The following is a 22,900-nucleotide window of genomic DNA, read 5'->3' as shown; positions in this document are numbered from 1 at the left end:
CATCCCCTACGGGCCGCGGACGCTCCTCCGCACGGGGGGGACTGCCGGGGGCCGCGGCGGGCCTGTGCATCCACGGGGATCGAGTTCCGGCCGGGGAGGGCGGGACGCGGGGCCCCGTCCGGTGCGGTCGCGGTGAGGGAGGACGGCGAACACTGCGGCACCGTGACGTCACGGGCTTCCGGGAGCGAGGTCGCAGCCGCGGGCCCCGCGTCCAGGGCGCCCGGACAGTCGCCGTGCGCGCCGGTGGTCCGGACACACCGTACGGCCGGTCCTCGCGCGGTTCCGGGAACCCGGAGCCCGGGGGCAGCATGAGGTGGATTCCGGACGGTTACAGATGACGGGGAGCGCTGTCCGGGCCCGCTCGGGGATCATGGGCGCTCATCCACCGGTGTCGAGCCGCATCCGGCAGAGTGAGGGGCGAGACGTGTTCTACTACCTGCTCAAGTACGTGCTGTTGGGCCCCTTGCTCAGACTCGTCTTCCGGCCCCGGATCGAGGGCTTGGAGAACGTGCCCGCGGAGGGTCCCGCGATCGTCGCGGGCAATCATCTGTCGTTCTCCGACCACTTCCTGATGCCGGCGATCCTGAAGCGACGCATCACCTTCCTGGCCAAGGCGGAGTACTTCACCGGGCCGGGGGTGAAGGGCAGGCTCACCGCGTTCTTCTTCCGCAGCGCCGGCCAGATCCCGGTGGACCGCTCCGGCAAGGAGGCGGGGCAGGCCGCGATCCGCGAGGGCCTCGGCGTGCTCGGCAGGGGGGAACTGCTCGGCATCTACCCGGAGGGCACCCGCTCGCACGACGGCCGCCTCTACAAGGGCAAGGTCGGTGTCGCGGTGATGGCGCTGCGGGCGGGCGTGCCGGTGGTGCCCTGCGCGATGATCGGCACCTTCGAGGCGCAGCCGCCCGGCAAGGTGATCCCGAGGATGCACCCCGTCACCATCCGCTTCGGCAAGGCACTCGACTTCTCCCGGTACGCCGGCATGGAGAACGAGAAGGCGGTGCTGCGGGCCATCACCGACGAACTCATGTACGCCATCCTGACGCTGTCCGAGCAGGAGTACGTCGACGAGTACGCGGCCGTCGTCAAGGAGCGGCAGGCGGCGGAGAAGGGCGTGCGGGAGCGGCGGTTCCCCCGGGCGCCGCTCGGCTGACGGCTTCTGCCGTCGGCAGAGGACCGTGGCGTGCCGTGTCCGCCCGGCCGTACGGTCGCGGCATGAGACGTGCTGTGGTGATCGGAGCGGCGGGGCAGATCGGGCGTCCGGCGGTGAACGCGCTGGCGCGGGACGGCTGGGCGGTGACGGCCGCCTCGCGGAGCGGCGGCCGGGACGCGGCCTGGCCGGAGGGGGTACGGACCGTGCGGCTGGACCGGGAGGACGGGGACGCGCTGGCCGAGGTGGTCGGCGACGGCTGCGACGTGCTGGTCGACATGGTCGCCTTCGGGGCCGCGCACGCCCGGCAGTTGACCGCCCTCGCCGACCGGATCGGGTCGGCCGTGGTCATCTCCAGCGTGTCGGTGTACGAGGACGGCAGGGGCCGTGGCTTCGACACCCAGGAGCGGCCCGACGGCTTCCCGGAGTACCCGGTGCCCCTGCCGGAGACCCAGCGGACGGTGGCTCCCGGCGAGGCCACGTACAGCACGCGCAAGGTGGCGCTGGAGCGGGAACTCCTCGCGGCGGGCGACCGGTTGCCGGCCACCCTGCTGCGGGCCGGCGCGGTGCACGGGCCGTACTGCCGCAGCCCCCGCGAGCTGTACTTCGTCAAACGGAACCTGGACGGGCGGGGACGTCGCGTGCTCGCGTACGGCGGGGCGAGCCGCTTCCATCCGGCGAGCGTGCGCAACCTCGCCGAGCTGATCCGGCTGGCCGCGGCGCGGCCCGGGTCCCGGGTGCTGAACGCCTGCGACGCGGAGGCGCCCACGGTCGCCGGGATCGCCGCGGCGATCGACGCGGTGATGGGGGTGCGCACGGAGACGGTGTCCGTCGACGGTCCTCCCCCGGCTCCGCGGGTGGGAGAGACCCCGTGGTCGGTGCCGCATCCGGTCGTCGTCGACATGTCGGCGGCGGAGCGTGAACTGGGCTACCGCCCGGTGGTCGGGTACGCCGACTCCCTGCCGGAGACCGTGGCGTGGATCGCGGACCGGCTCGCCGGAACGGACTGGCGTACGGCGTACCCGAAGATGGCGCAGGCCTACGGCGACCTGTTCGACTACGCGGCGGAGGACGCCTGGCTCGGCGCGTGAGCCCCGGACAGGAGTGAGGGGCGGCCGGGAGACCGGCCGCCCCTCGTCACCGTACCGCGGGGGTTACGGCTTGGGCGTGGCGTGCGGGGCGCAGGTCACGTCCTTGCCGTCCAGCTTGCCGGAGAGCAGGTAGGCGTCGACGCGCTGGTTGATGCACGGGTTGACCAGGCTGGTCACACCGTGGGAGCCCGCGTTCTTCTCGGTGATGAGACGGGAGCCCTTGAAACGCTTGTGCAGTTCGACGGCGCCCTCGTACGGGGTGGCCGCGTCCCGGGTGGACTGCACGATCAGGACCTTCGGCAGGCCCTTGTGGGTCTTGACCTCGAGCGGGTTCTGCTGCTTTGCCGGCCAGGTGGCGCAGGGCAGGTTCATCCAGGCGTTCGCCCAGGTCATGAACGGGTAGTCCTTGTTGAGCCGGGTGTTGTCCCGGTCCCACTTGCGCCAGCTGGTGGGCCACTTGGCGTCGGCGCACTCGACGGCCGTGTAGACGGCGTTGCTGTTCTCCGAGGCGATGTTGCCCGCGGTGTCCGACAGGTCCGGGGCGGCCGCGTCGACCACCGCCTGGGTGTCACCGGCGCTGTACTTGCTCAGGACCGTGGCGATCGGCACCCACGAGGAGTCGTAGTACGGCGCGCTCTGGAAGAAGGAGATCAGCTCGGCCGGGCCGACGACCCCGCCGATGGGGCTCTTCTTGGCGGCGGCGCGCAGCTGGAGCCACTTGTCCTGGACGGCGGCGCGGGTGGTGCCGAGGTGGAAGGCGGCGTCGTTCGCGGCGACCCAGTCCTCCCAGTCCTTCCAACGGCCCTCGAACGCGATGTCCTGGTTGAGGTTGGCCTCGTACCAGATGTTCTCGCGGGCCGGGTTGACCACGCTGTCCACGACCATGCGGCGCAGGTGGCCCGGGAAGAGGGTGCCGTAGACGGCGCCGAGGTACGTGCCGTAGGAGACGCCCAGGTAGTTGAGCTTCCTCTCGCCCAGCGCGGCGCGGATGACGTCCAGGTCGCGGGCGGTGTTCGGCGTCGTCATGTGCGGAAGCATCGCGCCGCTGCGCTTGCCGCAGCCCTCGGCGTACTCGCGGGCCAGCTTGCGCTGGGCCTTCTTGTCGGCCTCGCTGCCGGGCACCGGGTCGGCCTTGGGCGCCTTGACGAACTCCTGCGGGTCGATGCAGGAGATGGGCGCGGAGTGGCCGACGCCGCGCGGGTCGAACCCGACGAAGTCGTAGGCCTTGGCGGTGTTCGCCCAGACGGCGTTCTGGGTGGTGACCCGGCGCGGGAAGCGCAGGCCGGACCCGCCGGGACCGCCCGGGTTGTAGATGAGCGCGCCCTGGCGCTCCTTCTTGGTGCCGGTGTTGCCGATGCGGTCCACGGCGAGCTTGATCTGCTTGCCGTAGGGGTGGGCGTAGTCCAGCGGCACGCTGACCCAGCCGCACTGGATGGGCTTCTCCAGCCCCCAGTCGGCCTGGCAGTCCTGCCAGTGGATGCCGGCCTTGGCCGCCCTGGCGGCGGCTATTTCCGCGCCCTTGGCCTCGCGGTCCTGCGCGGGACGCCCGGTGGCGCTCGCGACGGGCGCGCTGACCGCCCCGGCGATCAGGGTGGCGGTGACGAGTGCTCCGGCCGAACCGAGTGCCAGCAGGCGGCTCTTCGGTCTGTTCTGCCTCAAGTGGGCCCCTCCCCGAGCTTCGCTGTAAGTGCGTCAGGCGGGGATCCTTTCTGCTGTGAGCCGTCTGAGAACAGGGGTTGACACCCATCTTTACCAATCCGATAACCGGACGATCACGTCCCGCTGAGCGGGCGGGTGTTTCACCGGCCCAGGAGCACCAGTGCCTCGTCCAGCAGCCGCCGCAGCCGCAGGGCGTCGGAGGCCACCGCGCTCACCAGGACGGCGGGGCCGGCGAGCGGCATCAGCGCGGCGCACTCCCCCAGCATCCGGGCGGCCATCGGATGATCGGTGAACTCAGGCCGGACGACGACGAGTTGACCGACCGCCCGGTGACCGGCGAGCACACCGGGGCCGTCCCACCCGCCCGGCGCTCCGGGACCGCAGGCCAGCTCCTGGTCCAGGACGGTCCGGCCGGCGACCCGTACGGTCAACCGGCTGGTGAGCCGCCCGGGTTGCTCGCCGACCCGGCCGAGCACCTGCTCCTCACGCAGCACGAGCCGTGCCCCGCCGTCGAGTTCGGCCCGCGTGGTGACGTACAGGTCGCTGCCGCCGGCCGAGATCAACTGTTCCGGCAACCAGTGCAGTTCCCCGCCCTCGGCCACGTCGAGCCGGACGTCGTAGTGGGCCGTGTCCTTGGTCTGGCCGGGCAGCGCGAGGGTGGCGGCCGCGGATCCGACGTGCAGCCGGGCGCCCCGTTCCGCCCGCACGGCCAGGGCGAGGCGGTCGCCGCCGAGCGGGCCGCTCATCGCGCCGACCACCATCACCTTCGCCTCGGTCCCGCTCGCCCTGGTGCGGCGCAGCGCCAGCGGGCCCTCGCCGTCCAGCACGGGCAGCGCCGTACCGCCGCGTCCGTCCGCGCGGGCGACGATCCGTGCGGTTGCGCGGACCCCCGTGGCCGTCATGCCGTCCACGCCGCGAGCCGCTCCCGCACCCACGCGGCCACGTCCGTGACCCCGCCCTCGCCGCGCAGCGACTGGAGGACGACCGGGAGTCCGGCCCGCTGCGCCTTGGCGTCCGCGGCCATCCGGGCGAGGTCCGAGCCGACGTGCGGGGCGAGGTCGGTCTTGTTGACGACGAGCAGGTCGGCGGTGGTGACGCCGGGGCCGCCCTTGCGCGGGATGTCGTCCCCGCCGGCCACGTCGATCACGAAGATCTGGAAGTCCACGAGGCCCTTGGAGAAGGTGGCGGTGAGGTTGTCCCCGCCGGACTCGACAAGGATCAGGTCCAGCGGGCCGACCGCGTCCTCCAGGTCCTCGACGGCTTCGAGGTTGGCGGAGATGTCGTCCCGGATCGCGGTGTGCGGGCAGGCGCCCGTCTCCACGGCGGTGATCCGCTCGGGCGGCAGGACGGCCTCGCGGAGCAGGAACTCGGCGTCCTCGCGCGTGTAGATGTCGTTGGTGACGACGGCGAGGGACAGTTCCTCGCGCAGCGCACGGCAGAGCGCGGCGACGGTCGCGGTCTTGCCCGACCCGACGGGCCCGCCGAGCCCGATGCGCAGCGCACGCCGGGTCCCGTCGGGCCGACGGGCGTCCGCGCTGAGCGCTGCGGGGCCATGGTGGTCGTGGTCGAGATGCATGAACGGCTCCTGTGGGGTGGCCAACGTATTCGCCGGCCCGCCCGGGGGGGGGCGGCCGGGTCGGTGCGGGCAGGTCGGGGTCGGGGGGTGGGGTGGTGCGGGCCCGTCGAGGTCGTGGGGGGGTGAGCCGGTCCGGGCCCGTCCGGGTTCATACGAGGGGCGAGGCCCCTTCGAAGGGGATCCGCGAGGTGTGGGGCGGCTCAGGACGCGAACAGCCTCATGGGCCAGGTCGCGTGCCACTCCGCGCCGACCTCCAGCAGCGGTGCGGACGCGGCGGGGAGGGCGTCGACGCCCTCGTCGGCCACGCGGCGCGCCGCCTCCACCGCCGTGTCCGCGATCCGGTCCAGCTCCGGTGCCAGCCGGGCCAGGACGCCGGTCGCGTCGAACGGGTCGAGGCTGAGGAGCCGTACCGTGGCCGTGGCGGGCCCGCTCACGCTCTCGTACAGCGCGCAGTACGCGGCGTCCTCGGGTCCGAGTCCGGCCGCCCGGGCGGCGAGCCCGAGTACGACGGGCTGGTGCGCCCCCTTGGGGAACCGTCCGGCGAGCGCGTCGAGTTCGCCGGACGGCCAGCTCGCCCGCGCCGCCCGCAGCAGCTGCCGGCCGAGCCGCCGCGCGGCCGCCCGGAGGGCGGGCGACGGGGTCCGCGCGTCCGCCGCCGCGTCCAACTCCCCCATGTCCGCGCCGAGTACCGCGGCCGCGGCGAGTGCTCCCGCGACCAGCCCCGCGGTGTGGGCCCGGCCCCGGCAGAAGGCCTCCAGGCTCGCCGCGGAGGTGATCCGGCCGGCCTTGACGGCCGCCTCCGCCCCGCCGGAGTGCGCGTGCCCTCCGGCCGGGAAGCGGCCGTCGGCCAGGACGAGCAGTGCCGCTCTCGACATCACACCGCCCCTCAGAAGAGGAAGTAGCGCTGGGCCATGGGCAGTTCGGCCGCCGGGGTGGCCTCGACCAGTTCGCCGTCGATGTGCACGGCGAAACTGTCGGGGTCGATCCGGACGTCCGGCAGGGCGTCGTTCTCCCGCATGTCGGCCTTGGTGACCCGGCGCGTCGACTCGATCGCCACGAACCGCTTGCCGAGCCGCAGCCGCTCCGGCAGCCCGTCCTCGATCGCCGGGGAGGCGACGAAGTTGACGGAGTTGGCGGCCGGGGCCCGCCCGATCGCCCCGTACATCGGGCGGGGCAGGATCGGCTGCGGGGTGGGGATGGAGGCGTTGGCGTCGCCCATCTGCGCGTAGGCGATCTGCCCGCCCTTGATGACGAGAAGCGGTTTGACGCCGAAGAACGCGGGCTCCCACAGCACCAGGTCGGCGAGCTTGCCGGTCTCGACCGAGCCGATCTCGGCGGCGAGTCCCTGGGCGAGCGCCGGGTTGATCGTGTACTTGGCGACATAGCGACGTACCCGGTGGTTGTCCGCGCGGCCGTCGCCGGGCAGCGCTCCCCGGCGGCCCTTCATCACGTGGGCCGTCTGCCAGGTGCGCAGGATCACCTCGCCGACGCGCCCCATGGCCTGGGAGTCGGAGGAGATGATCGAGATCGCGCCGAGGTCGTGGAGGATGTCCTCCGCGCCGATCGTCGACGGCCGGATCCGGGACTCCGCGAACGCCAGGTCCTCCGGCACCGCGGGATTGAGGTGGTGGCACACCATCAGCATGTCGAGGTGTTCCTCGGCGGTGTTGACGGTGAACGGCCGGGTCGGATTGGTGGAGCTGGGCAGTACGTTCGGCCGGGAGACCACGGTCATGATGTCCGGCGCGTGCCCGCCGCCCGCACCCTCGGTGTGGTACGAGTGGATCCCCCGGCCCGCGATCGCGGCTAGGGTGTCGCCGACGAAACCCGCCTCGTTCAGGGTGTCCGTGTGGATGGCGACCTGGATGCCGGTCCGGTCGGCCACGGTGAGCGCGGCGTCGATGACGGCCGGGGTGGAGCCCCAGTCCTCGTGCAGCTTGAGACCGACGGCGCCGCCGCTGATCTGGGAGAGCATCGCCTCGTGGCTGACGGTGTTGCCCTTGCCGAGGAGGCCGACGTTGACGGGGTACGCCTCCATCGCCTCCAGCATCCGGGCCAGGTGCCAGGGGCCGGGCGTCACGGTGGTCGCCTTGGAGCCCTCGGCGGGGCCGGTGCCGCCGCCCACCAGGGTGGTGATGCCGGAGGCCAGGGCCTCGTCGGCGACCTGTGGGCAGATGAAGTGGACGTGGGCGTCGATGGCACCGGCGGTCAGGATGCGGCCGTTGCCCGCGATGATCTCGGTCTCGGGGCCGATGACCAGATCGCGGTGGACGCCGTCCATGGTGTCGGGGTTGCCGGCCTTGCCGATGCCGGTGATCCGCCCGTCGCGGATGCCGACGTCGGCCTTGACGATGCCCCAGTGGTCGATCACGACGGCACCGGTGATCACGGTGTCGGGGGTGCCCTCGGCCCGGGTGGCGCGGGACTGGCCCATGGACTCGCGGATGACCTTGCCGCCGCCGAAGACGGCCTCGTCACCCGACCGGCCGGGGCCGCCGCAGCGGTCCTCCTCGATCTCGATCAGCAGGTCGGTGTCGGCGAGCCGGATCCGGTCGCCGGTGGTCGGCCCGAACAGGTCGGCGTAGGCGCCGCGGGAGATCTCAGGCATCGAGGGCACCTCCGGTCTCCCCGCGCAGGCCGGGCACGATCCGGGCGCCGACGAGGGCGACGAGTTCGATGTCGACGGGGATGCCGGGTTCGAAGCGCACGGCGGTGCCGGCGGCGATGTTCAGCCGCCTGCCGCGCGCGGCCGCCCGGTCGAACTCCAGGCCGGGGTTGGCCTCGGCGAAGTGGTAGTGGGAGCCGACCTGGACAGGCCGGTCGGCGGCGTTGAGAACCCTCAGACGGACGACCTCACGGCCGTCGTTGAAGTTGACGGGTTCCTCGGCGAAGAGGATCTCTCCAGGAATCATCGCGGCCCCCTCAGATGATCGGCTCGTGGACGGTGACGAGCTTGGTGCCGTCCGGGAAGGTGGCCTCCACCTGGACGTCGTGGATCATCTCGGGAACACCGTCCATGACGTCGTCCCGGGTGAGGAGTTTGCGGCCGGAGGACATCAGTTCGGCCACGGTACGGCCGTCCCGGGCGCCCTCCAGGATGTGCGACGTGATGAGGGCGACCGCCTCCGGGTGGTTGAGCCTGAGTCCGCGGGCCCTGCGCTTCTCGGCCACGTCGGCCGCCACGTGGATCAGCAGCCTCTCTTGTTCGTGCGGGGTCAGTTGCACGTCCCACCTCACAGTCCTTGCTCCGGACCGTGCGGGGTCCGGCTGCCGCAGCCACCACGGCGGGATAGGTGTAACACACAGACAAATTGCCCGTGGATGCCGAAACGCGGCAGAAAAACCCCTGGTGGCGTGGAGCGGAAGGCTAGTTCGCCGGAGTTTCAGCGACGTTAACCAGACCTTGGGCCCCGTATGACCGGGCGATGGGCTCACCCATACCCGTGGGCTAGGGCGCGCCGGGCCGGCGGTGCTCGGCCGCGATGCCGAAGTGCTGCTGTTCGCGGGCGACGGAACCGGCCTCGCGGACCCCCGACACCGTACTGACGACCCCGTCCTCGCCCTGCTCGTCGAGCGCGTCCAGCCGGTCCAGATCGGCGGCCGAGACCAGCGCGACGAGGGGCTTGCCGTGCCGGGTCACCACGACGCGCTCGCCGCCGTACACCACCCGGTTGATCAGGTCGGCGAGCTCAGCCCTGGCTTGCGTCACCGGAATCTCGTAGGCCATACCCCCATCATAACGTCACGTACGTACTGTACATTCTGTACAGACGCCGGGTCCAAGAGAGGGCCACGGCATGAGGAGGGGTATGCCCATGTCCCGACCGTCCGCCCGTCACGTCCTGCCCGAGTTCACCGAGCGCACCGGCAGCGGCGCGCGCACCCTGGATCCGTACGGCAAGCTCTTCGAGGACCGGGTCGTCTTCCTCGGCACACCGGTCGACGACGCCGCCGCGAACGACGTGACGGCGCAGTTCATGTACCTCGAACACGCCGCCCCCGACCGGGACATCACGCTCTACATCAACTCCCCGGGCGGTTCCTTCGGGGCGATGACGGCGATCTACGACACGATGCGGTACGTCGGCTGCGACATCGCGACGTACTGCCTGGGGCAGGCCGTCTCCGTCGCCGCGGTGCTGCTCGCGGCCGGCACCCACGGCCAGCGGTTCACGCTGCCGAGCGCCCGCATGGTGCTCGAACAGCCCGCCCTGCCGGAGCCGGTGCGGGGGCAGCCCAGCGACCTCGCGATCCAGGCCGGGGAGTTGGCCCGGACCCGCGCCCTGACGGAGACGATCCTCGCGGCGCACACGGGGCGCACGGCGGAGCAGGTTCACCGGGACCTGGAGCGGGACCTGGTCCTGGACGCCTCCGGGGCCCTGGCCTACGGCCTGGTGGACGGCGTCGTGCCCAGCCGCCGCGAGATGCCCGGCGCACCGGACGCGAGGTGAGCGCCCGATGCCGCCTCAGGAACTGCCACCGCTGCCCGCGCTGACCCGCGCGGAGGGCGAGTTGATCGACCGTTACCTGGAGGCGGCCGACCTGCTGGGGCGGATCAACCCCGCGCGCGACGGCGACACCTATCCCGGTCTGCGGGCGGCGCAGGCCCTGGTGCGCAAGGCGGCGGAGCTGCGTGACGCGCTCGCGCTGATGCACGCGCGGGGCGAGACGGAGCTGCACGGGGACACGCTGGCACGGGCCCTGCGGGTGCTGGACGGCGAGCGCCGCACCGCGCGCGTCGTACTCCCGCCCGACGGCGTCGGCTGATCCGGACGCGCGTGGGGCCCGCGGGGGCCGGAGCGTCGACGCGTCGTTCGGGCCGGAGTTGAAACGGTCCGAACGACTGTCGGCCGACCGAGGTATATCCAGATGATTTTCTGACCCTCCCGGCTTGCGCGCGGGACCGGTCCGTGGTGTCCCGGCGAGTGCTCCGCCCCAGGTCGGGGGCTACGAACGGGACTTGACGATGTCTCGAACAGAGCAGTGTCCACCCGAACGGGTGAGTGGTGAGTAACGCCACAAATCCCCGATTCCATTGGGATTTTCGGACACCTGTGAGTGAAGATCCCTGTCTGACGACAAGACCCCGCCACGGCGGCGGGGCGATCCGGGCGGACGCCGAGTCCTGCCGCCGCGCGGATGACCGGTCGACAGGAGTGGATCGGCAGGAGTGGAGGACCCAAGCTAGACGGGTCGCCGGAACGGATGTTCGTCCGCTCGATGCGGACGACCGGATGTTCCGAGCAGCCCTTGGGGTGAAGCCGCGGCAACGCGGCCGGGCAACTTCGCCAGCCCGAATCCGACAGGTCATCCTTCACAGGCGGCTGACGAAGGGTTGCGCATGTCTGCGCTCAATCGTGTCCCGTCGCTGATGGCCCGGGCCGGCACGGCCTCGGCTCTGACACTCGCCGCCGTCGGCGGCTCCATCGCGGTGCCCGGCCTCGCCACCGACGCCTCGGCCGCGACCACCGCGGCCACCGCGACGAAGGCACTGAAGATCGCGGCCTCCAAGAAGGGTGCTCCGTACCAGTACGGGGCCACCGGGCCGCGGCGCTTCGACTGCTCGGGGCTGACGCTCTACTCGTTCAAGAAGGCGGGCAAGAAGCTGCCACGCACCGCCGCCCAGCAGTACAACAAGTCGCACCACATCTCGGCCAGGAGCCGCAAGGCGGGCGACCTGGTGTTCTTCCACTCCGGTTCCAGCGTCTACCACGTCGGCATCTACGCCGGTCACGGCAAGATCTGGCACGCGCCCAGGACCGGTGACGTGGTGCGGCTCCAGAAGATCTGGACGAAGAGCGTGTGGTACGGCCGGGTGAGCTGACCCGACGTCACGGCAGGAGCGGCTCCGGCGGCGGGGCCGCTCCGAGGACCGTCAGCGCCGCCTCGGCGCCCGCCTGGAGCCATGGCGCCCGGGGCCGGCACACTGAGGATCAGCGCGAACAGCGGCGTCCCGGACACCGGTGTCCAGCCCCGGCCGCGACCTCCGAGGAGGCCGCGGGCGGGGCGTCACGGCGTCCGGGCGCGCGTGCCGGGCTACGGTTCCTGCTGGCCTCCGGCCGCCACCGGCTCGACCGGCAGCGCCCACGGAAGTTCGATGAACACCGTCTTGCCCCCCTCACGGGTCGGGCGGACGCGGAGCTTGCCGCCGCACTCGGCGGTGAGACAGCGGATGATGACCATGCCGCGCCCGTTGTCCTGCTGGACGGCGGCGGGCAGTCTCTTGGGGAAGCGGGGATGACTGTCCGTGACGCCGATGCGCAGGTGTTCGTCACGGTCCAGCGCGATGTCGACCGTGAAGGTGGGTGACTGTCCGAAGGTGTGCTGTACGGCGTTGGTGGCGAGTTCGGAGACGATGAGCCGGACGGTGTCGGCCACGTCGGTGTCCGACGGCAGGCCCCACTCCGCGAGCGTCCCCACCACGTAGGCGCGGGCCGCGGAGACCGAGGCGGGATCGCTCGGCAGAGTGACGGATGCTTCCAGATGGTCTGCCATGGCGACGTCGTCCCTTTCCCGCGGGACCGCAGTCCGACATGGAGCGGATGGTTCGAGTACGGTCCCGGACTGGTGCTCGTCGCCAGACTGCCATCACCGGGCCGGTCACGGGGAGCGATCCACCAAGATATGCATATATCTGTCGCCCGAAGCGGTGAACTCTGCGACGCGCAGCCGTATCCGGGCGGTCCATAAGGAGTAAGGAGGAGCCCATGCAGAACGGTCCCGCGGTGCGCCGCCGCAAACTGGGCGCCGAACTGCGCACGCTGCGTACCGGTGCTGGGCTCACGAGCGGGGAGGCGGCGCAGCTGGTCGGCTGGCACCAGTCGAAGGTGAGCCGCATCGAGACCGGCGCGAGCGGTGTGAAACCGGCCGATCTGCGGTTACTCCTGGACGCCTACGGGGTGCGGGGCGGACATCTGCGCGAGTTGCTGCTGATGCTGGCGGGGTCGGAGGACGCCGGTGGTAGCAACCGGTGGTGGCACGCCTATCGCGGGGTGCTGCCGCCGACGTACCGGGATTTCATCAGTCTGGAGTCGCAGGCGAGCGTCATGCGCACCCTGGAGACGACGGTCGTGCCGGGGCTGCTGCAGACCGCCGAGTACGCCACCGCGGTGACCCGGGCGGCCGTGAACGACCTGGACGAGGAGCACCTGGACGCGCTGGTGGAAGTACGTCTGGCCAGGCAGGACGTGCTGCGTTCGCACCCGCCGCTGGAGCTCAGCGCGGTGCTCGACGAGGCGGTGCTGCGCCGCGAGGTCGGCGGTCCCGGGGTGATGACCCGGCAGCTGGAGCGGCTGGAGGAGGCCGCCCGGCTGCCCCAAGTACGGCTCCAGGTACTGCCGTTCGGCGCCGGAGCGCATGTCGGCCTCACCGGGCCTTTCGTTATCTTCTCATTTCCGAGCACTTCTGATCTGGATGTGGTTGTTGTCGACCAGTTGACGAGTAGCCTCTACCTCGAACGGAAAGAAGACCTGATGGCCTACTCGCAGGCCTTCAAGTCCCTTCAGAACCAAGCCCTTTCACCCGAGGACTCGTTGGACTACATCGCCGGGATAGGTGACGGCGCGTAAGGAGGCACCATGACCGCTCTGCCTCGGAACGTCCCTGCCAGTACCGACCTGCACGACGTGAGCTGGCTGCGCAGCAGCCACAGCACGGGAGCCAACAACTGCGTGGAGACGGCCCGGCCGGACACCGGCCCCTGGGCCGGGCTGCTCGCCGTGCGCGACTCGAAGGACCCTGCCGGACCCGCACTGCTCTTCTCCCCCGAGAGCTGGGCGGAGTTCGTGACCACGCTCCCGTGATCCACCGACACCCCGCCCGCCTCTGATCACATCCCCTGGCGGCGACGCCCGGCCGTGTCACGCCGACTCATGGTCGCGTCTCGCCGATCACCCGTACAGCGCGTTCGATCTCGGCCCCGGACAGGTCCGCCCGGGCGGTCAGCCTCAGCCGTGAGATGCCGTCGGGCACGGAGGGAGGACGGAAACAGCCCACGGCCAGACCCGCTGTACGGCAGTCGGCCGCCCAGCGCACCGCCTGCTCCGGGGACGGTGCCCGCACGGAGACCACCGCGGCGTCCGGACGTACCGCTTCCAGGCCCGCGGCGGTCAGCCGTGCGTGCAGTTCCGAAGCCACCTCCCGGGCCCGCGCCGCGCGCTCCGGTTCCCGGACGAGCAGCCGCAGCGCGGCCAGCGCGGCACCCACGGCCGCCGGCGCCAGACCGGTGTCGAAGATGAACGTCCGGGCCGCGTTGACCAGATGGCCGATCACCCGGGCCGGGCCGAGCACCACCCCGCCCTGGCTGCCCAGCGACTTGGACAGGGTGGCCGTCACGACCACGTCCTCGGCACCGGCCAGACCGGTCGCGTACGGCGCGCCCCGTCCGCCGTCGCCCAGCACGCCGAGACCGTGGGCGTCGTCCACCACCAGGCCCGCGCCGTGCTCCCGGCACGCCGCGGCCAGCCCGGCCAGCGGCGCCTGGTCCCCGTCGACCGAGAACACGGTGTCGGAGACGACGATCGCCGTCCCCTCGTGCGTGGCCAGGGCCTTGCGCACGGCCTCGGGATCGCCGTGCCCGACGACCTGCGTCGCCCCCCGGGCGAGCCGGCAGCCGTCGATGAGCGAGGCGTGGTTGCCCGCGTCGGAGACGATCAGCGAGCCGTGCGGGCCCAGCGCGGTGACCGCGGCCAGGTTGGCCGCGTAGCCGGAGGAGAAGACCAGGGCCGCCTCGAATCCGCAGTAGGCGGCCAGTTCGCGCTCCAGCTCGGAGTGCAGCTCGGTGGTGCCGGTGACCAGACGTGAACCGGTGGCTCCCCCGCCCCAGGTACGGGCGGCCCGCGCCGCGCCCTCGGTCACCTCGGGGTGGTGCGCCAGGCCCAGGTAGTCGTTGCTCGCCAGGTCCAGCAGCGGCGAGTCGGCGGGGCGCGGCCGCAGGGTTCGTACGAGTCCGGCGCGGCGGCGCGCCTCCGCCTGCTCGTCGATCCACCCGAACGCCATGAACCCCTCCGGTGCTTTTGTAGGTAGCGCACAGACCCTAGCGGGCCGCCCGGCCGCCCACTGTGTGGCGATACCCACACGGAGAACTGTCGGGCTTGTGCGAAGTCTCCTTGGCCAGGGGCGGTCCCGTAGGCCAGGATCGGACCTCATGGACCTGCTGAACACGCTGGTGGACAAGGGGCTGCGGCGCGAGCTGCCGACCCGCGAGGAAGCACTCGCCGTGCTGGCCACCTCCGACGACGACCTGCTCGATGTGGTGGCCGCGGCCGGCAAGGTGCGCCGGCACTGGTTCGGGCGACGGGTGAAACTCAACTATCTGGTGAACCTCAAGTCCGGCCTGTGCCCGGAGGACTGCTCCTACTGCTCCCAGCGGCTGGGCTCCAAGGCCGAGATCCTGAAGTACACCTGGCTCAAGCCGGACGAGGCCTCCCAGGCGGCCGCCGCCGGGCTGGCGGGCGGCGCCAAGCGCGTCTGCCTGGTGGCCAGCGGGCGCGGCCCGACCGACCGGGACGTGGACCGGGTCTCGGACACCATCAAGGCCATCAAGGACCAGAACGAGGACGTCGAGGTGTGCGCCTGCCTCGGTCTGCTCTCCGACGGCCAGGCCGAGCGGCTGCGCGAGGCCGGTGCGGACGCCTACAACCACAACCTGAACACCTCCGAGTCCACCTACGGGGACATCACCACCACCCACACGTACGCCGACCGGGTGGACACGGTGCAGAAGGCGCACGCGGCCGGTCTGTCCGCCTGCTCCGGTCTGATCGCGGGCATGGGCGAGAGCGACGAGGACCTGGTCGACGTCGTCTACTCGCTGCGCGCGCTGGACCCGGACTCGGTGCCGGTGAACTTCCTGATCCCGTTCGAGGGCACCCCGCTGGCCAAGGAGTGGAACCTCACCCCGCAGCGCTGCCTGCGCATCCTCGCGATGGTCCGCTTCGTCTGTCCGGACGTGGAGGTCCGGATCGCGGGCGGCCGCGAGGTCCACCTGCGCACGATGCAGCCGCTCGCGCTGAACCTGGCCAACTCCATCTTCCTCGGCGACTACCTGACCAGCGAGGGCCAGGCCGGCAAGGCCGACCTGGAGATGATCGCGGACGCCGGGTTCGAGGTGGAGGGCGCCGGGGAGGTCACGCTCCCGGAGCACCGGGCCACGGCCGCCGGCGGCGGATGCGGGTCGCACGAGGGCGCCGGGTGCGGGTCCGAGGCGGAGGCCGGCTGCGGCTCGCACGCCGAGGCCGGCTGCGGGTCCCACGCCGGCGGCGGGGTGTGCGGTACGGCCGCCGTGACGGCCACGCCCGCCGCCCAGGAGGCGCGCCCCGATCTCGTCGCCGTGCGTCGCCGTGGTGCCGGAACGGACCTCGCGCCCAATGCCTGACCTGTCCCGGCCGAGCGTCCCGGAACTGCTGGAACTGGACCGCAAGCACGTCTGGCATCCCTACGGGCCGATGCCCGGCCGTGCCGAACCGCTCGTCGTGGAGTCGGCGAGCGGGGTCCGGCTGCGGCTCGCGGACGGCTCGGGCGAGCTGGTCGACGGGATGTCGTCGTGGTGGTCGGCCATCCACGGCTACAGCCACCCCGTGCTCAACGAGGCCGCGCACGAGCAGCTGGGCCGGATGAGCCATGTGATGTTCGGCGGGCTCACCCACGAGCCCGCCGTACGGCTCGCGAAGCTCCTTGTCGACATGTCACCGGACGGCCTGGAGCATGTGTTCCTGGCCGACTCGGGCTCGGTTTCGGTCGAGGTCGCGGTGAAGATGTGCCTGCAGTACTGGCGTTCGCTCGGCCGGCCGGGCAAGCGGCGGCTGCTGACCTGGCGCGGGGGCTACCACGGCGACACCTGGAACCCCATGTCGGTGTGCGACCCCGAGGGCGGGATGCACGAGCTGTGGACCGGCGTGCTCCCGCGCCAGGTCTTCGCGGACGCGCCGCCCGCGGAGTACGAGGAGTCGTACGCGGAGCATCTGCGCGAGCTGATCGCGCGGCACGCGGACGAGCTGGCCGCGGTCATCGTGGAGCCGGTGGTGCAGGGCGCGGGCGGGATGCGCTTCCACTCACCCGACTACCTGCGGGTGCTGCGGGAGGCGTGCGACGCGCACGACGTGCTGCTGGTGTTCGACGAGATCGCCACCGGATTCGGCCGCACGGGCGCGCTGTTCGCCGCGGACCACGCGGCCGTCACCCCGGACGTGATGTGCGTGGGCAAGGCGCTGACCGGCGGCTATCTGACGATGGCGGCCACGCTGTGCACCGCGCGGGTCGCCGACGGCATCTCGCGCGGCGAGGTGCCGGTGCTCGCGCACGGTCCGACGTTCATGGGCAACCCGCTGGCGGCCGCGGTGGCCTGCGCGTCCCTCGGACTGCTGCTCGGGCAGGACTGGCGCACGGAGGTGAAGCGGATCGAGGCGGCCCTGCGCGAGGGGCTCGCACCGGCCGCGGAACTCCCAGGCGTGCGGGACGTCCGCGTGCTCGGCGCCATCGGGGTCGTGCAGCTCGACCACGAGATCGACATGGCCGCGGCGACCGCCGCGGCCGTACGGGAAGGCGTGTGGCTGCGGCCTTTCCGCGACCTGATCTACACGATGCCGCCGTACGTCACCCCGGACGCGGACCTGGAACGGATCACGCGCGCGGTGTGCGCCGCGGCGCGGGAGGGATGAGATGCCGGTACTGGTGATCACGGGAACGGGCACGGAGGTCGGCAAGACCGTCACCACCGCGGCCGTCGCCGCCGCGGCGCTCACGGCCGGCCGCTCGGTGGCGGTGCTGAAGGCCGCGCAGACGGGCGTGACGCCGGACGAGCGCGGGGACGCCGACGAGGTCGTGTGGCTCGCGGGTCCGGTGACGGCCGATGAGATCGCCCGCTACCCGGAGCCGTTGGCACCGGGCACGGCGGCCCGCCGGGCGGGAATGGCGCCGGTGCATCCGCACGAGGTGGCCGACCGGGCCGCCAAGCTGGCCACCGACCACGATCTGGTGCTGGTGGAGGGGGCGGGCGGGCTGCTCGTCCGGTTCGACGCGGCGGGCGGCACCCTGGCCGACGTGGCCCGGCTGCTGAACGCACCGGTGCTGGTCGTCGCCGCGGCCGGGCTGGGCACGCTGAACACCACCGAGCTGACGGCCCGTGAACTTCGGCGTCGTGAGCTGGAGTTCGTCGGCGTGGTCATCGGCAGCTGGCCCGACTCCCCTGACCTGGCCACCCGCTGCAACGTGGCCGACCTGCCCGTGGTGGCCGGGGCCCCGCTGCTCGGCGCCCTGCCCGCCCGCGCCGGCGCGCTGCCGCCGGCCGAGTTCCGCACGGCGGCCCCGGCCTGGCTCGCACCCCGTCTGGACGGCACCTGGGACGCGGAGGCATTCAAGGTACGTGAGGCACCTCCGGCGTTCGCCTGAGCCGGGCGCCCGTACCGCCCGCGCACCCGTTCGGCCGTCTTTCGCCGCCGAATCCGTTCGGCGGGGGTGCCCGGGCGTCCCGCGGGGGACACTCTTGGCAGGGCCGTCGTGCTTCGGGAGGTTGCCATGCGACTGCTGTCCACCGGCTCGGGCAAGGTGGCGCGGGGTCCCGTCCACCATCCGCTGTTCGCCCGTTACTACGCCCGGCTCAGCGTGGGTGCCGAGACCCGGCTGGGCATGGCCGGGGTGCGCGAGCGGCTCCTCGCCGGGCTGTCCGGCCGGGTGCTGGAGATCGGCGCGGGCAACGGGCTGAACTTCGGCCACTACCCGGGTGCGGTCGCGGAGGTCGTCGCGATCGAACCGGAGCCGTCGCTCAGGAAGTTGGCGCTGGGGGCCGCGCTGCGCGCCCAGGTGCCGGTGGACGTGGTGCCGGGCGCGGCCGAGGCGCTGCCGGTCAAGAGCGAGGCCTTCGACGCGGTCGTGCTGTCGCTGGTGCTGTGCAGCGTGCGGGATGTGCCGCGGGCGCTGGGCGAGGTGCGGCGGGTGCTCCGGCCGGGCGGCGAGGTGCGCTTCTTCGAGCACGGGCGTGGCGGCGGCCGGGCCATGACGCTGACGCAACGGGCGCTGGACCGCACGCTGTGGCCCGTGCTGAACGGGGGCTGCCATCTGTCCCGGGAGCCGGTGGCCGCCCTGCGCGAGGCCGGGTTCCTCATCGGCCCGCAGCGGCGGGTGCTGCTGCCGGAGAAGGGGCCCGTGCTGCCGACCTCCTACTGCTCGCTGGGGGTGGCCTGGCGGCCGGACGAGCCGGCCGCCCGCTGATCAGACGCTCCAGCCGCGCAGCTGCCGCGCGATCTCCTCGACGCTCGCCGCGCCGTCCTTGACCAGCCGGGCGAGGTCGCGGACCTGCTCGGGTGTGGTGGCGAGCTTCTCGCCGCCGGCGACCAGGTAGGCGTAGGCGACCGCCGAGGCGAACAGCGCGTTGGAGCGTTCCAGCGCGGGCACGTGGATCAGCAGCTGGAGCAGGGACGCGGCGCGGGCGTGCGGGCTGTCGTAGACCGGGACGCCGAATATCTCGGCCCGGTGCCGGGCGACGGCGGCGACCAGCGCGCCCCAGTCGGTGACCTGCGGGTCCCCGGGCGTCTTCTGCTCGGCGAGCATGAGCAGCCAGGCGAGGTCGACAGTGAGTGCGTCCAAGGGATCAGCGGCGCTCTTCGACCGGGTCGGTGCCGCGGGCGTCGGCGAACTCCTCGGCGAACACGGACTCGTACTGCTTCATGAAGTCGGCGGCCGCGTCGACGAACGTACGGCCGGCCTCCCCGGTGTCCTGTCTGACCAGCTCTTCGATGTAGCGGTTGACGCTGATCCCGCGGGCCACGGCGCGCTCGCGGGCCGCGCGGGCCGTGCCCTCGTCCACGCGTACGTTCAGCTGGGTCTTCGCCATGGTTTCGACGCTAGCGCCGGAGTGCTAGCACGGCAAGGGGCCCCCGACCGGACCGCGTCCTTTGGACGTGGTCCGGGTCTCGGGCGAAGGTGGGATTCCGGCTGTGCGCCGGGTCACACTAGGCTCGGCCCACCAAGGAGTCGGGGCGTGACGTCGAGGCGACCGGGAGGCGGTCTTGTCCACCACTGCTGCGGAGCACGTTCCGGGCCGGGCGCCGGACGTCGGGATCGCGGCCCGCGCCCGCGCACTGACCAAGGCCTACGGCTCCGGGGAGACGGCCGTCGTCGCCCTGGACTCGGTCGACGTCGACATCGCGCGCGGTCGCTTCACGGCCGTGATGGGCCCCTCGGGGTCCGGGAAGTCCACGCTCATGCACTGCCTGGCCGGCCTCGACAACGTGTCGGCCGGTCAGGTGTGGCTGGGCGACACCGAGATCACCGGGCTGAAGGAGCGGGAGCTGACCCGGCTGAGGCGGGACCGGATCGGGTTCATGTTCCAGTCGTTCAACCTGATCCCGACGCTGACGGCCGCCGAGAACATCACCCTGCCGATGGACATCGCGGGGCGCCGGCCCGATCAGCAATGGCTGGACCAGGTCATCGACGCCCTCGGTCTGCGCGGGCGGCTGACGCACCGGCCCGCGCAGCTCTCCGGCGGCCAGCAGCAGCGCGTCGCGTGCGCGCGGGCGCTGGTCTCCCGGCCAGAGCTGATCTTCGCGGACGAGCCGACCGGCAACCTCGACTCACGGGCGGCCCTGGAGGTGCTGGGATTCCTGCGCGGCGCGGTCGACGATCTCGGCCAGAGCGTCGTCATGGTCACCCACGACCCGGGCGCCGCCGCCCACGCCGACCTGGTGCTCTTCCTCGCCGACGGGCGGATCGTCGACGAGATGGAACGGCCGACGGCGGACGCCGTGCTGGAACGCATGAAGCGTTTCGACGTGGTGCGCGGCCGGCTCGCCGACGGCGTCACGGCCGGGGAGGACTGACCCGGTGCTCAAGGCGACCCTCAGGAGCTTCCTCGCGCACAAGGGGCGGCTCGCCCTGTCCGCGCTGGCCGTGGTCCTGTCCGTGGCGTTCGTCGCGGGCAGCCTGATCTTCTCCGACACCGTCACCCGTACCTTCGACCGGCTGTTCGCCTCCACCGCGGCCGATGTGACGGTGCTGCCGAAGCAGGAGGACCTGCGGTCGGCCCGGCTGAGCGGTTCGGTGCCGACCCTGCCCGCCGCGCTGCGGGACCGCGTGGCGAGGACCGACGGGGTCGCGGCGGCCCGGGCCGAGGTGTCGGTGCAGAACGCCGTCGTGGTCGACGCCGACGACAAGTCGGTCGGCCCCACGACCGGCGCCCCGACCATCGCGATGGCCTGGCACGTCACTCCGCACAGCCCGGTGAAGCTCACCTCGGGCCATGCTCCGCGAGGCTCCGGCGAGGCGCTGCTGGACGCCGACACCGCCGCCAAGAAGGGCGTGCGGATCGGGGACACGCTGACGGTGCACGCGCAGCCGGGCACCTTCCGGGTGCGGGTCGTCGGCATCGCCACGTTCACCACCACCAACCCGGGCTCCGCCCTGATCTACCTGGACCCGGCGGTGGCCGGCCGGGAACTGCTCGGCTCCGCCGCGAAGGCGACCAGCATCCAGGCGGACGCGGCCAGGGGGGTGACCGACACCGAGCTCAAGCGCCGGATCGGCACGGCGGTCGACACCGGCGCCTACGACCTGAAGACCGCGAACGAGCAGGCGAAGTCGGCCTCCGCCAACCTGGGCACCTTCCTCGACGTGATCAAGTACGTGATGCTGGGCTTCGCCGGCATCGCGCTGCTCGTCGGCGTGTTCCTCATCGTCAACACCTTCTCCATGCTCATCGCCCAGCGCACCAGGGAACTGGGCCTGCTGCGGGCGCTCGGCGCCGACCGGCGGCAGGTGCGGCGCTCGGTGCTCACGGAGGCGGTGCTGCTGGGCCTGGTCGGCTCGACACTCGGTCTCGCCGCCGGGATCGGACTGGCCTTCGGGCTGATCCGGCTGATGAGCGCCTTCGGGATGAACCTGAAGACCACCGAGATGGTCATCGGCTGGGCAACGCCCGCCGCGGCCTACGTCGTCGGTCTGGGGGTCACCTTCGTCGCCGCCTACCTGCCCGCGCGCCGGGCGGCGGCCGTCTCCCCCATGGCGGCGCTCGCGGACGCCGAAGTGGCCGGTGTGGGGAAGCCGTTGAAGACGCGCGCGATCGTCGGAGCGCTGGTCGGGGCGGCCGGTGCCGCCGCCCTGGCCGGGTGCGCCGCGGCCACGCGGACCGCGCAGGCGGCCGCACTGCTGGGACTCGGCGTGGTCCTGACGCTGATCGCCACCGTGGTCGCCGGGCCGCTGCTCGTGCGGCCGGTGATCCGGGTGCTGGGCGGCGCCTTCCCCGCGTTGTTCGGGCCGGTCGGCCGCATGAGCCAGCGCAACGCCCTGCGCAATCCGCGCCGTACCGGTGCCACGGCCGCCGCGCTGATGGTGGGCCTGGCCCTGGTCGGCGGGATGTCGGTGGCGAGCGCCTCGCTGTCCGCGTCGTTCGACCGGCAGATCGACAGGACGCTGGGCGCCGACCTGATCGTCCAGAACACGAACTTCGCCCCGTTCACCAAGGAGGTGCGCGCCGCCGTGCGCGGAACGCCGGGTGTGGGGCTCGTGGTGCCGCAGCGGCAGACCCCCCTCGCCGTACGGCTGCCGGACGGGGACCGGGTCAAGACGTCCGCCGCCGCGTACGGGCCGGGTCTCGACGACGTCGTGCACATCCCCTACGCGCGGGGCGGTTCGGCGGCCGCGCTGGCCGACGGGCACCTCGCCATGGACGCCGACTTCGCCAGGGACCACGGCGTGCGCGTCGGCAGCGTGCTGCCCGCGGAGTTCCCGGGCGGACGGCACACCGAGCTGACGGTCGGCGCCCTCACCGATCAGGAGACGACGCAGGGGTTCGGCGCCCAGGGCGGCCTCTTCCTCGGCCTCGGCACCCTCGACCGGTACGTGCCGGACGCCCAGGACTCCGCTCTCTACGTGAACGCGGCCTCCGGGACCGGCGCGGAGGAGCTGCGCCCCCGGCTCGAACAGGCGCTCAAGCCGTATCCGCAGGTCCAGACGCGCAACCAGACCGACTACAAGAAGCTGGTCCACGACCAGATCTCGGTGCTGCTCTACCTCGTGTACGCGCTGCTCGGGCTGGCGATCGTCATCGCGGTCCTCGGTGTGGTCAACACCCTCGCGCTGTCGGTGGTCGAGCGCACCCGGGAGATCGGTCTGCTGCGCGCGATCGGGCTCGGGCGGCGGCAGCTGCGCCGGATGATCCGGCTGGAGTCGGTGGTGATCGCGGTGTTCGGCGCGGTCCTCGGGCTGGCGCTGGGGCTCGTGTGGGGTGTGTGCATGCAGCAGGTGCTGGCGCTGCGCGGCCTGACGGCGTTCGCTGTCCCCTGGGGCACGATCGTCGCGGTCGTGATCGGCTCGGCGGTGGTGGGCGTCGTCGCGGCCCTGCTGCCGGCGCTGCGGGCGTCGCGGATGAACGTGCTGGCGGCGATCGCGCACGAGTGAGAGCACCCGTGCCGAGCGGGCCGCGGACGTGATGGA

At 72.4% G+C, this 22,900-nt stretch carries 25 protein-coding genes and 1 riboswitch; of the genes, 13 read left to right on the top strand and 12 right to left on the bottom strand.

All coding sequences use genetic code 11. The annotated features are described in order from the left end of the window. Positions 1-424: 424 nt before the first annotated feature. Together BLW57_RS33205 and BLW57_RS33200 are read left to right on the top strand one after the other, a co-directional pair. Positions 425-1,150: a lysophospholipid acyltransferase family protein gene (locus tag BLW57_RS33205; RefSeq protein ID WP_093479417.1), complete on the top strand. Its 726-nt coding sequence runs from the start codon at positions 425-427 to the stop codon at positions 1,148-1,150. A 74-nt stretch (positions 1,151-1,224) separates the two neighbouring features. Further along, on the top strand, positions 1,225-2,238 hold the full coding sequence (locus BLW57_RS33200; RefSeq protein WP_093479416.1) for an NAD-dependent epimerase/dehydratase family protein: 1,014 nt from the start codon (positions 1,225-1,227) through the stop codon (positions 2,236-2,238). Positions 2,239-2,301: 63 nt separating this feature from the next. Here BLW57_RS33200 and BLW57_RS33195 read toward each other — a convergent pair whose 3' ends face one another. The 8 genes from BLW57_RS33195 to BLW57_RS33160 form a co-directional block, all read right to left on the bottom strand. Beyond that, positions 2,302-3,897: an alpha/beta hydrolase gene (locus BLW57_RS33195; protein WP_176985808.1), complete on the bottom strand. Its 1,596-nt coding sequence runs from the start codon at positions 3,895-3,897 to the stop codon at positions 2,302-2,304. Between the two features lie 140 nt (positions 3,898-4,037). After that, positions 4,038-4,799 (bottom strand): urease accessory protein UreD, encoded by a 762-nt coding sequence (locus BLW57_RS33190; protein WP_093481007.1) that lies wholly within the window; start codon positions 4,797-4,799, stop codon positions 4,038-4,040. After that, a complete protein-coding gene (gene ureG / locus BLW57_RS33185; protein WP_093479415.1) occupies positions 4,796-5,473 on the bottom strand; it encodes an urease accessory protein UreG in 678 nt (225 codons plus the stop codon). The genes BLW57_RS33190 and ureG overlap by 4 nt, the downstream gene beginning before the upstream one ends. A 200-nt stretch (positions 5,474-5,673) precedes the next feature. Continuing rightward, on the bottom strand, positions 5,674-6,348 hold the full coding sequence (locus BLW57_RS33180) for an urease accessory protein UreF (protein ID WP_093479414.1): 675 nt from the start codon (positions 6,346-6,348) through the stop codon (positions 5,674-5,676). A gap of 11 nt (positions 6,349-6,359) precedes the next feature. Then, positions 6,360-8,081, bottom strand: a complete 1,722-nt coding sequence (locus BLW57_RS33175; RefSeq protein ID WP_093479413.1) for an urease subunit alpha — start codon at positions 8,079-8,081, stop codon at positions 6,360-6,362. Next, complete coding sequence (locus BLW57_RS33170; RefSeq protein ID WP_093479412.1) at positions 8,074-8,385, bottom strand: urease subunit beta; 312 nt, start codon at positions 8,383-8,385, stop codon at positions 8,074-8,076. Before BLW57_RS33170 ends, BLW57_RS33175 begins: the two co-directional genes overlap by 8 nt. Positions 8,386-8,395: 10 nt before the next feature. Next, the gene (locus BLW57_RS33165; protein ID WP_093479411.1) at positions 8,396-8,698 is read right to left on the bottom strand and encodes an urease subunit gamma; all 303 of its coding nucleotides are present in this window, start codon (positions 8,696-8,698) and stop codon (positions 8,396-8,398) included. A gap of 223 nt (positions 8,699-8,921) precedes the next feature. Then, a complete protein-coding gene (locus BLW57_RS33160; RefSeq protein WP_093479410.1) occupies positions 8,922-9,200 on the bottom strand; it encodes a type II toxin-antitoxin system Phd/YefM family antitoxin in 279 nt (92 codons plus the stop codon). Positions 9,201-9,288: 88 nt separating this feature from the next. Here BLW57_RS33160 and BLW57_RS33155 point away from each other — a divergent pair, with 88 nt between their 5' ends. The 3 genes from BLW57_RS33155 (at position 9,289) to BLW57_RS33145 (ending at position 11,297) form a co-directional block, all read left to right on the top strand. After that, entirely contained in the window at positions 9,289-9,924 is a 636-nt protein-coding gene (locus BLW57_RS33155; RefSeq protein WP_093479409.1) for an ATP-dependent Clp protease proteolytic subunit, read from the top strand. 7 nt (positions 9,925-9,931) lie between these two features. After that, the gene (locus BLW57_RS33150) at positions 9,932-10,240 is read left to right on the top strand and encodes a hypothetical protein (RefSeq protein ID WP_093479408.1); all 309 of its coding nucleotides are present in this window, start codon (positions 9,932-9,934) and stop codon (positions 10,238-10,240) included. Positions 10,241-10,579: 339 nt separating this feature from the next. Beyond that, a riboswitch (cyclic di-AMP (ydaO/yuaA leader) is annotated at positions 10,580-10,811 on the top strand. Positions 10,812-10,814: 3 nt separating this feature from the next. Next, positions 10,815-11,297 (top strand): C40 family peptidase, encoded by a 483-nt coding sequence (locus BLW57_RS33145; RefSeq protein ID WP_073895036.1) that lies wholly within the window; start codon positions 10,815-10,817, stop codon positions 11,295-11,297. A gap of 212 nt (positions 11,298-11,509) precedes the next feature. On the opposite strand, the gene BLW57_RS33140 is transcribed toward BLW57_RS33145, so the two are convergent. Further along, positions 11,510-11,968: an ATP-binding protein gene (locus tag BLW57_RS33140; protein WP_093479407.1), complete on the bottom strand. Its 459-nt coding sequence runs from the start codon at positions 11,966-11,968 to the stop codon at positions 11,510-11,512. 212 nt (positions 11,969-12,180) lie between these two features. Between BLW57_RS33140 and BLW57_RS33135 the strand changes: the two genes are divergently transcribed. Together BLW57_RS33135 and BLW57_RS33130 are read left to right on the top strand one after the other, a co-directional pair. Next, positions 12,181-13,041, top strand: a complete 861-nt coding sequence (locus tag BLW57_RS33135; RefSeq protein WP_093479406.1) for a helix-turn-helix domain-containing protein — start codon at positions 12,181-12,183, stop codon at positions 13,039-13,041. Positions 13,042-13,050: 9 nt separating this feature from the next. Then, entirely contained in the window at positions 13,051-13,275 is a 225-nt protein-coding gene (locus tag BLW57_RS33130; protein ID WP_093479405.1) for a DUF397 domain-containing protein, read from the top strand. A gap of 67 nt (positions 13,276-13,342) precedes the next feature. On the opposite strand, the gene BLW57_RS33125 is transcribed toward BLW57_RS33130, so the two are convergent. Next, on the bottom strand, positions 13,343-14,470 hold the full coding sequence (locus BLW57_RS33125; RefSeq protein ID WP_093479404.1) for an 8-amino-7-oxononanoate synthase: 1,128 nt from the start codon (positions 14,468-14,470) through the stop codon (positions 13,343-13,345). Positions 14,471-14,618: 148 nt separating this feature from the next. On the opposite strand from BLW57_RS33125, the gene bioB reads away from it, so the two are divergent. The 4 genes from bioB (at position 14,619) to BLW57_RS33105 (ending at position 18,679) form a co-directional block, all read left to right on the top strand. Beyond that, complete coding sequence (gene bioB, locus BLW57_RS33120; protein ID WP_093479403.1) at positions 14,619-15,848, top strand: biotin synthase BioB; 1,230 nt, start codon at positions 14,619-14,621, stop codon at positions 15,846-15,848. Further along, positions 15,841-17,130, top strand: a complete 1,290-nt coding sequence (locus BLW57_RS33115) for an adenosylmethionine--8-amino-7-oxononanoate transaminase (protein WP_093479402.1) — start codon at positions 15,841-15,843, stop codon at positions 17,128-17,130. The genes bioB and BLW57_RS33115 overlap by 8 nt, the downstream gene beginning before the upstream one ends. 1 nt (position 17,131) lies before the next feature. After that, positions 17,132-17,860: a dethiobiotin synthase gene (bioD, locus tag BLW57_RS33110; RefSeq protein ID WP_093479401.1), complete on the top strand. Its 729-nt coding sequence runs from the start codon at positions 17,132-17,134 to the stop codon at positions 17,858-17,860. A 126-nt stretch (positions 17,861-17,986) separates the two neighbouring features. Next, complete coding sequence (locus tag BLW57_RS33105; protein WP_093479400.1) at positions 17,987-18,679, top strand: class I SAM-dependent methyltransferase; 693 nt, start codon at positions 17,987-17,989, stop codon at positions 18,677-18,679. On the opposite strand, the gene BLW57_RS33100 is transcribed toward BLW57_RS33105, so the two are convergent. Both BLW57_RS33100 and BLW57_RS33095 read right to left on the bottom strand, forming a co-directional pair. Beyond that, positions 18,680-19,018, bottom strand: a complete 339-nt coding sequence (locus BLW57_RS33100; protein WP_371127871.1) for a fic family toxin-antitoxin system, toxin component — start codon at positions 19,016-19,018, stop codon at positions 18,680-18,682. 40 nt (positions 19,019-19,058) lie between these two features. Further along, positions 19,059-19,301, bottom strand: coding sequence for a toxin-antitoxin system HicB family antitoxin (locus BLW57_RS33095; protein ID WP_093479398.1), 243 nt, complete (start codon positions 19,299-19,301; stop codon positions 19,059-19,061). Between the two features lie 175 nt (positions 19,302-19,476). Between BLW57_RS33095 and BLW57_RS33090 the strand changes: the two genes are divergently transcribed. Beyond that, a complete protein-coding gene (locus tag BLW57_RS33090; protein WP_093479397.1) occupies positions 19,477-20,289 on the top strand; it encodes an ABC transporter ATP-binding protein in 813 nt (270 codons plus the stop codon). A gap of 4 nt (positions 20,290-20,293) precedes the next feature. After that, positions 20,294-22,864 (top strand): ABC transporter permease, encoded by a 2,571-nt coding sequence (locus BLW57_RS33085; RefSeq protein WP_093479396.1) that lies wholly within the window; start codon positions 20,294-20,296, stop codon positions 22,862-22,864. Positions 22,865-22,900 lie beyond the last annotated feature (36 nt).

This window comes from Streptomyces sp. 1222.5 (assembly GCF_900105245.1).
Lineage (GTDB): Bacteria > Actinomycetota > Actinomycetes > Streptomycetales > Streptomycetaceae > Streptomyces > Streptomyces albidocamelliae.
This window is presented reverse-complemented; position numbering and strand designations above follow the sequence as displayed.